Below are 9,920 nucleotides of genomic sequence, written 5' to 3' on the forward strand. Positions count from 1 at the left end.
AGCGCGGCGAGGACGGCGGTGCCGCTGCCGCCGTGGCGGCGCCGGGCCCGACCGCGCAGGGTGGGGGCGGTGACGAGCGCGGCGGTGACGACGGCGACCGCGAGGGCCGCCGTCATCAGCAGCAGGGACGCGCCGAGGGCGTCGAGCACGGCCGGTGTGACGTCGGCGCCGTTCAGCCACGACTGCCCGCCGTCACCGCGCAGCCACCGCGTGAGCAGCCGCAACGGCCCCTCGTCGAGGTGGAGTTGGGCGCGGATGTCGGCCAGTACCTGCGGGTCGGGGTCGCGGTCGGCCGAGCGCGCCTTGAGGACGGTGAGGGCCGGGTCGGTGTGCGTGAGCCAGGGCAGCAGCCCGATCGCGCACACAAGACAGGCCGCCAGGGCGGTGCGCCACAGCAGGGCGCCGAGGGTGGTGCGCATGGTCAGCGGCGGGTCCCGGGGCCGACGAGGGTGCGCTCGTAGGGGTCGAGCAGCACGCCTTTCACCGTGGTGGCGACGCCGGTGACGATCCGCTGGTGGACGAGCGGGACGACGGCGTCGGTGCCGAGGACGGCGGCCTCGGCGGCCATGGCGGCGTCCTGCCGGGCGCCGGTGTCCTCGGTGGCCTCGGCCTTGGCGACGGCCCGGTCCACGCGCGGGTCGCACAACTGGGCGATGTTGTAGTCGCCGTGGCAGGTGTGGTCGCCGGCCAGGACGGCCACGGGGTCGCCGGTGTCGACGAGGGTGTTGCGGGCGAGGACGAACGCGTCGAACTTCCCGGCGAGGGCGTCGCTCTCCAGCCGTGAGTACTCCCGCACCTGGAGCGTGACCCGGAACCCGGCCTTCTCCAGCTGCTGCTTCAGCACCTGGGCGACCTCGGGGAGTTCGGGCCGGTTGTCGTAGGTGGCGAGGGTGACGGAGGTGCCGCCGACTGCTCCCGGCCGTACCCGGGCGGGTGTGACGCGCTTGCCCGCGGCCCAGGTGACGGCGGGTCCGTAGATGCCGGTGCCGGCGTCGGCGTGTCCCTCGTAGACGCCCCGGGCGAGGGCGGAGGTGTCGACGGCGGCCCGGGCGGCGGCCCGCGTCGCCGGGTTCCTGAAGGGCCCGTTCCCGGTGTTGAGGAGCAGGCTGGTGGTGCGGGTGGTGGCGGTCTCGCGGCGGGTGGCCCGGTCGAGGGTGGCGGCCTGGGAGACGGGGACGGCCTCGGCGATGTCGACCTCGCCGGTGCGCAGGGCGTTGGCGCGGGCGGTGCCGTCGGCGACGAAGCGGGCGTCGATGCCGGCGGCGTGGGCGAGGCCGCCCCAGTAGCCGTCGTGGCGGTCGAGGGTGGCGGAGGTGGCGCCGGTGACCTTGGTGAGCCGGAAGGGCCCGGTGGCGGTGGCGACGGGATCGACGTGCCCCGGGTCGCGGTACGCCTTCGGCGAGAACACGGCGAGACTCGGACTGGCCAGCCGCAACGGCAGGATCGGGTCGGGCGCGGCGGTGGTGACGCACACCCCGTGCCGGCCGGCGGGGCGGGCGGTGAGGGTGACGCCGGACAGGGCGGCGGGGGCGGGCCTGGCCCGCGTGGCGCGGGTGAGGGAGGCGGCGACGGCGGCCGGGGTGACCTCGGTGCCGTCCTGGAAGGTGGCCTCGCGCAGGGTGAAGCGCCAGGTGCGGGCGTCCTCGCGCCGCCAGGACGCGGCGAGGGCGGGCGTGGCGGTGCCGTTGGCGTCCAGGGCGGTCAGGCCCTCGGTGACGCCGAGGCGGCTGAGGATGGTGGCGTCGGCGCCGTACGGGGAGAGGTTCTCGGCGGGCGGGAAGGCGAGGGCCACGCGCAGCCGGGAGCCGGGCGCGGCCCCGGCCCCGGCGTCCTCCTTCTCCGCGAAGCAGCTCGCGAGGAGCGGGACGAGGAGGAGGGGCGCGAGCAGCCGGGCGCGGCGTATGGAGGTCACCGGCGCACCGCCTCGGCGGGGGCGGCCATCGGGATCTCGACGTGCAGGACCCCGTTGCCCGTGTCGGCGTCTTCCCGCTCGTCGTGCACGACCGTGCCGAGCGAGCGCCAGAACGCCTCCGCCCCGGGGACGGACGGGTCGGTGTGCAGATAGACGGCGCGGTAGCCGCCGTCGGCGGAGGCGAAGGCGAGCAGCTCACTCACGAGCCGCCGGGCGAGACCGCGCCGGCGGTGCTCGGGGCGGACGTAGAGGCGGCGCAGCTGTGCGGTGGTGCCGCAGGGGTAACGCCGGGCGAGGTGGCGGGGGTTCGGCGGGTGCGCGGGGCCGCGCGAGTCGAGCGCGCCGGTGGCGACGACGCGGCCGTCGGCGTCGAGGGCCACCAGGAGGGTGTGCCGGGCCGGCACCAGGTAGGCCCCGGCGAGGTCGACGATGTCGCCGTGCCAGCGCGGCACGTACCCGGTACCGAAGTCCCGGTAGAGGGTGTCGAGCATGACGGCCCGCGCGCCGCCGAGGTCGTCGGCGGTCGCGGGCCGGATGCGGTAGCCCTTGATGCTTTGATCACGCACTTGCGCATCATATGCAATAAGCCATGAGGAAAGATCACCGAGGCCCCAGCGGGACACCGGTCGAGCGGTGGCGGTGAGCATGTCCGCCACTCTGCCACATGATATTCATTTTCAAAAAGCCGGGACTGCCGCCCTCCGCGAGAGGAACTCCGCCACCGTCGCGGTGAACCGCCCCGCGTCGTCCGTCCACGGCATGTGCCCGGCACCGTCCTGCACGACGAACTCGCCGTGCGGGAAGAGCGCGGCGAGGGCGGCCATGGCACGCGGCGGAGCCGCCACGTCGAACTCCCCCGCGAGGACGAGCACGGAGGCCGTGAGCGCGGCGAGGGCGGCGCGGGTCCGCTCGGGCTCGAAGGCGCCGTCGCCCATGAACACCGCGGCGGCCTCGTGGTTCTTCTCGGTGTCGTTCGCCGCGTGGTCGGCCCGCGCCGCGTCGTCCCAACGGCCGTACCAGAACGGCGCGATGGCCTCCCAGTCCGCCGCGCCGGCCCGCCCCCCGGTGACGGCTTCGAGCGCCGCACGGGCCTCGGGGTACCACAGCTCGTCGCGCCGCAGACCGGCGGTGCTCAGCCGGTCCTCCGCCGTGATCTCGACGCCGAGGGCGAAAGCGCTCGGCGTGACGAGGACCAGCCGTCCGATCCGCTCCGGATGGCGTTCGGCGTACCGCACGGCGAGATTGGCCCCAGCGCTGTGCGCGAGCAGGTCGATCCGCTCGACGCCGAGGTGCCTGCGCAGCGCCTCGACATCGTCGACGAGCCGGTCGCAGCGATACGTGGCCGGGTCGTCCGGCACGGCGGAGGCGCCGGTGCCCCTCAAGTCCAGCCGGACCAGCCGCCGGTGGGCCGTGAGCCCGCCGAGGTCGCCGAGGTAGGAGGAGGCCCGCAGGGGCCCGCCGGGCAGGCAGACGAGGGGCGGCCCGTCCCCGCTGTCGTGGTGGACGAGGAGGGTGCCGTCGGGGGCGGTGAAGGTGGGCATGGGCGGAGGGTGTCAGCGGAGCAACGGCCACGGCAATCGAATTGGCGGGCCGCACCGCCGTGTTCACCAGCCCGGATACCGCTCCCACCAGTGCGGGTCCCACGCCGGGACGTGCTCCATGCCGCTGGGTGAGTCGTCGAGCTCCAGGGTCAGGTCACGGGCCAGGGTGTCCAGTACCCAGGCCAGTTCGTGACGGCTGACCAGGCCGGCGGGCAGCGCCTCGGCCCCGTGGACGGCACCGAGCAGCGCACCGGTCACGCAGGCGACGGACTCGCCGTCCGGGGCGCCGGCGGCGAAGGCGAGCGCGGCCGGGATGTCGGCGCGGCCGGGGAAGGAGGCCGCCGCGTAGACCGCGCCGAGCAGGGCCGCGGGGGCGGTCGGGTCGGGGGCGAGCCGGGCCAGGTGGCCGGGGTGCGCGGGCTCCTCCAGCGCGTGCTTGAAGGCCGCTTGCAGCCGGGCGTGCTCCTGCTCGGTGACCGGCCGGTCGTCGCCGGGGAGAGCGGTGATGCCGGCGTGCAGCGCCTCGCGGACGGCCCGGCCGGACGGGTCGTCCTGCTCGGGCGGGGTGAACGGGTCGCGTGCGGCGACCGGATGGCCGAGGCAGTGGTGGGCCAGGAAGGCCGCGTGCAAGGTGGCGCTCTGTGCGGCCGGGTCGCCGTGGGTGAGAGCGGCGAGCGCCCCGGCCTGTGCGACGGCCCACGGACCGGCGACGGCGACCGGAAGCGCCCGGGTCAGCGCGTGGCAGCCCCGGCTCGGCGTGGCCATCCCCGGCTCGCCCAGCTCGATCCGGGACAGGGCCGTCACCGTCGCCGGTGCGCTGCCGCGCCGCTCGGCCAGCGCCGGCACGCCCGTGAGCCAGCCGTCCGGCCAGCCCTTGTTGTCGTACGGGTTCCAGCGCGCCCGCATCTTCTCCTGCGCGATGCCCTGCACAAAGGCCCAGCGGGAGTAGGCGTGCAGGACCACGCCGGGGCCGTAGCAGACGCCCTTGTGGCTGCCCCGGACCAGGGCGCGGATGACGCCCTCCGCGGTGAAGCAGGCCAGTTGGGTGCTGACACCGGCCCGCAACACACCTGTGGCGGGCGGCCTGCCCCGCGCCGCCCCCAGGGTTTCTCCGAGCGCCAGGCCGAGCATCAGCCCGCGGGCGCGGGACTGCCGGGCGAAGAGTTCCCGCTGGGAGTCCTTGGCGTGGGGCAAGGCGGTGCGCCTCTCTTTCGGCGGACGACGAGGGGGGCGGTCAGAGGCCCGCCCGCTCCAGCAGGACCGGCAGCGCCTCCGGCTTCACCTTCTGCACCGAGCGCACCTGCCCCAGCCCCAGGCTGTCGCGGCCCACGGGTTCGCGGGACAGCGCCTTGGTGGCCTCGGTGAGCAGCGTCGCCGCGACCAGATAGGACACCTCGGGGTCGTCGGGGTCCTCCCAGGGCTCCTCGTCGACCTCGGCCACCGCGGTGACCGCCGCGTCCGGCTGGGTGAAGAAGAACCACAGGCGGTCGCCCGGCTGCATCCGGTTGCGGCGGCTGAGCCACAGCTCCAGTTCCGGCTCCTCCTCGGCGAGTCGGCGTATCGTCTCGCGGTCGGTCGGTTCACCGTCCAGCAGGTCCAGTTGAGGATTGAGGATGTAGATCCAGTCCGCCACGGCTCTCCCCTCGGTAAGGACGCTCGACTCACGCCCACGCGCACAGCAGCGCCCCATGGTGCCAGGCGGAGGGCACTGGTGCGAACTCGGTTTCGGGGAACGGACACACATCCCGGCCACGGCACCGACCGGTGGCCGCCCAGGCCCCCCGTCAAGGGGGCCGCCGACGGCCCTCCCCTCGTCGGGCGGGGCCATCGGCGGCGTGGGTCACGCGGGTCGGCCTGCACGGGTCACGCGGGTGCGTACCCCGTCGGGCGGGCCGTGAAGGTGCCGCGGCCCTGGGTGCGGCCGCGCAGGCGGGTGGCGTAGCCGAAGAGTTCGGCCAGCGGCACCGTCGCCGTCACCACCGCGGCGCCGCCACGGGTGTCGGAGCCGGTCACCCGGGCCCGGCGTGCCGCGAGGTCGCCGAGGACGGCGCCGACCGCGTCCTCGGGCACCGTCACGGTGACCTCGGCGACCGGCTCCAGCAGGAGCAGGGCGCAGCCGCGCAGCGCCTCGCGCAGGCCGAGCCGGCCGGCGGTGCGGAAGGCCATCTCCGAGGAGTCCTTCACATGGGTCGAGCCGTCGGTGAGCGTGACCTTCAGACCCGTCACCGGGTGCCCGGCGAGCGGGCCGCCCTCGGCCAGCGCGTCACGGCAGCCGGCCTCGACCGCGCGGACGTACTCCTGCGGCACCCGGCCGCCCACCACCGTGGACGCGAACACGAAGCCCGTGCCGCCCGGCCCGTCGGGCAGCGGTTCGACGTCGAGCACCACGTGCGCGAACTGGCCCGCGCCGCCGTCCTGTTTGACGTGCCGGAAGACGACACCGGTCACACCGCGGGCGACCGTCTCGCGGTGGCTGACCCGCGGGCGGCCCGTGGTGATCTCCAGCCCGTGGGCGCGGCGCAGCTTCTCCGCCGCGACCTCCAGGTGGAGTTCGCCCATGCCGGACAGCACCGTCTGGCCCGTCTCGGCGTCGGTGCGCACCACCAGGGACGGGTCCTCCTCGACCAGCCGGGCCAGCGCGGCCGACAGGCGTTCGGTGTCGGTGGAGCGGCGGGCCTCCACGGCCACCGAGACGACCGGTTCGGCGGCGCCCGGCGGTTCGAGGACGATGGGCGTGTCACGGGCGCACAGGGTCGTCCCGGCGCGGGCCGACTTCAGGCCGACGACGGCGACGATGTCACCGGCGACCGCCCGCTCGACCGCCTCGTGCCGGTCGGCCTGGACGCGCAGGATGCGGCCGACGCGCTCGGTGCGGCGTGCGGTGGCGTCCCACACGGTGTCTCCTTTCTCCAGTGTTCCCGCGTACACGCGCAGATAGGTCAGGCGTCCGGTCGCCGTGGCGGTGACCTTGAAGGCCAGGGCCGTGAAGGGGGCCGACGGGTCCGCCGGGCGCTCCTGGCCGTCCTGCGTGCCCCTCACCGGCGGCCGGTCGGCCGGTGAGGGCAGGTAGGCGACCACGGCGTCCAGCAGCGGCTCGATGCCCCGGTTGCGGTAGGCGGAGCCGCACAGCACGACCACGCCGTCACCGCTGACGGTCAGGTCCCGCAGCGCGGCTGTGAGCGTGCGCGCCGTGAGCGTCTCGCGGTCGCAGAACTCCTCCAGTGCCGCCGGGTGCCGTTCCGCCACGGCCTCCTCCAGCAGCCGGCGCCGCCGCCGGGCCTCCTCCAGCACAGTGTCCGGAACCGGGCCCTCGGTGGCCGTCTCGCCACCGTCGGCCCAGGTCAGCGCGCGCATGCGCACCAGGTCGACGACGCCGGTGAAGGCGTCCTCCGCGCCGAGCGGCAGCTGGACGACCAGCGGCGCCGGGTGCAGCCGGGCGCGGACCGACGCGACGGCCGTGTCCAGGTCGGCGCCCGCGCGGTCCATCTTGTTGACGAAGGCGATCCTGGGCACGCCGTGCCGGTCGGCCTGGCGCCACACGGACTCGCTCTGCGGCTCCACGCCCGCCACGGCGTCGAACACGGCGACGGCCCCGTCCAGTACGCGCAGGGAGCGCTCCACCTCGTCGGCGAAGTCGACATGGCCCGGGGTGTCGATCAGGTTGATCCGGTGGCCGTCCCAGGCGCAGCTGACGGCCGCGGCGAAGATGGTGATGCCGCGGTCGCGTTCCTGCGGGTCGAAGTCGGTGACGGTGGTGCCGTCGTGGACCTCGCCGCGCTTGTGCGTGGTGCCGGTGGCGTACAGGATCCGTTCGGTGACGGTGGTCTTGCCGGCGTCGACGTGGGCGAGGATGCCCAGGTTGCGGACGGCGGCGAGCGGGTGGGTGAGGTGACGGTCGAGTGCGGTGCGCACGGCCCTGATGCCTTTCGGGTGTGATGCGGTGGAAGGGCAGCGCGATGTCCCCGGACGCGTCGACGGGCGCCCGAGTGTGAGATGACGGGCCGTCAGGTGTGCGTCACGGTGTTCCGGTGCCGGCCGCGCAGCGGGCACCGGACGGCACGAGACACCAGGATCACCTCGTAGCGGGCGCGGGGAGCGGCGACAGCGGTGCGGTCACGCACGGCCTGCTCCCCTCACTCGTCCTCGGTCCCGGCAGCGCGCCGCCGTCAGGGCCGGCGGCGCGTGATGTCCGTGAGTCTAGGGAGGCGGGCGAGGGCCCGGCATCCGAATTTCCGTCAGGCCGCCGCGCGCAGGTAATGGGCCCGCACCCGGCGCAGCCAGGCGTCGGCCGCGGACTCGTCGGGGCGTTCGGGCAACGCGCTCGGCGTGCCGGCGAAGGCCTCCTCGTAGTGCCGCAGCAGCGGTTCGGCGGCCGACGGGTCCTCGGCGACCCGCTCACCGAAGGCGTGGTAGGCCTCGGGGTCCTCGACCCGGACGGTCAGCGCGCCGGTCGCGTACAGCTCGAAGCCCTGGACGCACAGCCGCCTCAGATGCCGCGCGTGCTTGGCGGTACGCGCGGGCGGCGCGTCGTCCGCCGAGCGGTTGAGCAGCTTGCGGAACTGCTGGGTGGCGTAGCCGAGATAGGCGTCGCGCACCCGGCGGGCGCTGAGCAGACTGGAGCGCAGGGCGATCAGTTCGTCGCCGAGCGGGGTGCGCACCTCGTACAGCTCGTCGGGCAGCCAGACCAGCTCCATGACGGTCGGGTTGCCGCCGAGGGCCAGCCGGCACCACTTGGCCGCCTCGTGCAGGGTGCGGTCCGGTGCGGTGCTGACGTGCGACTCCGCCGGCCGGTGCAGGCCGTGCAGCTCCTCGGTCGGGGCGGCGAACAGGCCGAGCCGGTCGATGTCGGAGCCCTCGCGGGCCAGGCCGTACGCGGTGGAGCCGACGATGCCGGACAGCAGGACGTTCTTCACGCTCACAGGTCCCCCCGGTGGTGGTGCGGTCCGCCATCATGCACCGCGCGAGCGGTTGCCGACCGCGCATTTTCCGCCGGGGGCTCACCGGGCGGACCCGCGCGCCTGCCGGGCGCCGTGCGGTGTCCCCGGGTCACCGGGAAGAGTGAGCCGGACGGCCGGATGCACCCGGTCGCGGGGCGTGTGCGGGTTCGGCGGCGGCCGGGGACGGGCATCGTGAAGACGAGGCATGACACCGGGGTGCGGCGACGGCGCCGCAGCCCGCGCGGGCGGAACGGGCCGAGGCTCGTCAACTGCCCTTGACACGGCCGGTGTCGGGCTGTCGGTGCGGCGGGCGGGCCCCCTACGATTCACCTGCCCCGCGGCGGCGGGCGCGACGCCGGGCGCAGGCGTCCCCGCCCGTCCCGGACGCCGTGCGGGCGCGGAAGGCGAAGGGGGGACCAGGCCATGGCGACACCGGGGCGCGCGCGGCTGCGGCGGCTGTCCGAGGCGGTGCCGGGCCTGCTGCTGGGCGGCGCCGCCGCGCTGGCCGCCGGGGTGCTGATCGGTCTGCCGGTGGACACCACCGGGGTGATGGACTCGCGCGGTTATCTGTTCACGGCGGGTCTGCTGCTGGCGGTCGGACTGTACGGCAGCACGTACGCGATCGACGTGAAGGCGCTGCGGGCGGATCTGACCGGGGTGCTGGTCGCGGTCACGCTCGGCGTGGTGCTGAAGGCGGCGCTGATCGCGGGGACGATGCTGTTGTTCTTCCGGCGGCCGGAGTCGCTGGTGCTGGGCATGGCGGTGGCGCAGATCGACCCGCTGTCGGTCGCCGCGCTGGACCGCGAGGGGCGGATGTCGGAGCGGGCCCGGTCGCTGCTGAAGGCGTGGGCGTCCTTCGACGACCCGATGACGGTGCTGCTGACCCTGTATCTCGCCGGCTACGCCTACACGGCGGCCGGGAACCCGGGCGCTCCGGAGGTGGCCGCCGGGGGCGCCGGCGGGTACCTGACCGGGCTCGGCCTGAACGCCGCGCTGCTCGCGGGCGCCGTGGTGGTGTGGTGCGCGGGGCGGTGGGCGGCCGGCCGGCTGCCGGACACGAAGGGCGTGCGGCGGGCCAGGGGCACCGGAGCGGTGCTGCTGCTGGTGGCTCTGCTGGTGCTCGCGGCGGCGCAGCAGTTGATGCTCGCGGTGGCGCTGGCCGGGCTGGTGGTGCGCTCGCAGGTGGTGGGCAGGGCGGTCGAGCGGGCGGTCGGCGGCGCGTTCCTCGCCGCGTTCCTGGCGCTGGGCCTGCTGCTCGCGCGGGGCGTGAACTGGGCGCAGGGGATCGTGCTGGGCGCGGCCGCGTTCGGCGCGCAGGCGCTGGTGGCGCTGCTGGTGCTGCCGTTGTTCGTACGGGGGCTGCCGCGCCGGGACCGGATCGCGCTGGGGCTCGCCCAGCAGAACGGCATCACGGCCGTGCTGATCGCACTCACCCTGGAGCGTGATTTCCCGGGCACCGCCGGGACCGTCGGTCCTGCCGTCCTCACGGTCAACGCGCTGTACGGCGTGGGGCGCGTGCTGCAGGACCGG

General features: G+C 75.2%; 8 protein-coding genes and 1 pseudogene. 1 reads left to right on the plus strand and 8 read right to left on the minus strand.

Annotated features, from left to right (window positions below; translation table 11 throughout):
- From C3489_RS37105 to C3489_RS37140, 8 genes and pseudogenes are all read right to left on the minus strand, one after another.
- Positions 1-419, minus strand: a pseudogene (locus C3489_RS37105) (ABC transporter permease); the annotation flags it as partial.
- 2 nt (positions 420-421) lie between these two features.
- Positions 422-1,903: an ABC transporter substrate-binding protein gene (locus C3489_RS37110; protein ID WP_374936810.1), complete on the minus strand. Its 1,482-nt coding sequence runs from the start codon at positions 1,901-1,903 to the stop codon at positions 422-424.
- 5 nt (positions 1,904-1,908) lie between these two features.
- Positions 1,909-2,403: a GNAT family N-acetyltransferase gene (locus C3489_RS37115; protein WP_258055121.1), complete on the minus strand. Its 495-nt coding sequence runs from the start codon at positions 2,401-2,403 to the stop codon at positions 1,909-1,911.
- A 186-nt stretch (positions 2,404-2,589) separates the two neighbouring features.
- Positions 2,590-3,453 (minus strand): alpha/beta fold hydrolase, encoded by an 864-nt coding sequence (locus tag C3489_RS37120; protein WP_103786547.1) that lies wholly within the window; start codon positions 3,451-3,453, stop codon positions 2,590-2,592.
- Between the two features lie 63 nt (positions 3,454-3,516).
- The gene (locus tag C3489_RS37125; RefSeq protein WP_258055120.1) at positions 3,517-4,647 is read right to left on the minus strand and encodes an ADP-ribosylglycohydrolase family protein; all 1,131 of its coding nucleotides are present in this window, start codon (positions 4,645-4,647) and stop codon (positions 3,517-3,519) included.
- A 40-nt stretch (positions 4,648-4,687) separates the two neighbouring features.
- Positions 4,688-5,086: a hypothetical protein gene (locus C3489_RS37130; protein ID WP_103786548.1), complete on the minus strand. Its 399-nt coding sequence runs from the start codon at positions 5,084-5,086 to the stop codon at positions 4,688-4,690.
- 230 nt (positions 5,087-5,316) lie between these two features.
- Complete coding sequence (gene fusA, locus C3489_RS37135) at positions 5,317-7,365, minus strand: elongation factor G (protein ID WP_103786549.1); 2,049 nt, start codon at positions 7,363-7,365, stop codon at positions 5,317-5,319.
- A 323-nt stretch (positions 7,366-7,688) separates the two neighbouring features.
- The gene (locus C3489_RS37140; RefSeq protein WP_103786550.1) at positions 7,689-8,372 is read right to left on the minus strand and encodes a DNA polymerase beta superfamily protein; all 684 of its coding nucleotides are present in this window, start codon (positions 8,370-8,372) and stop codon (positions 7,689-7,691) included.
- A gap of 441 nt (positions 8,373-8,813) precedes the next feature.
- Between C3489_RS37140 and C3489_RS37145 the strand changes: the two genes are divergently transcribed.
- Positions 8,814-9,920: hypothetical protein (locus C3489_RS37145; protein ID WP_103786551.1), on the plus strand; the 1,107-nt coding region annotated here is incomplete at its 3' end.

Source organism: Streptomyces sp. Ru71 (assembly GCF_002920535.1).
Classification (GTDB): domain Bacteria; phylum Actinomycetota; class Actinomycetes; order Streptomycetales; family Streptomycetaceae; genus Streptomyces.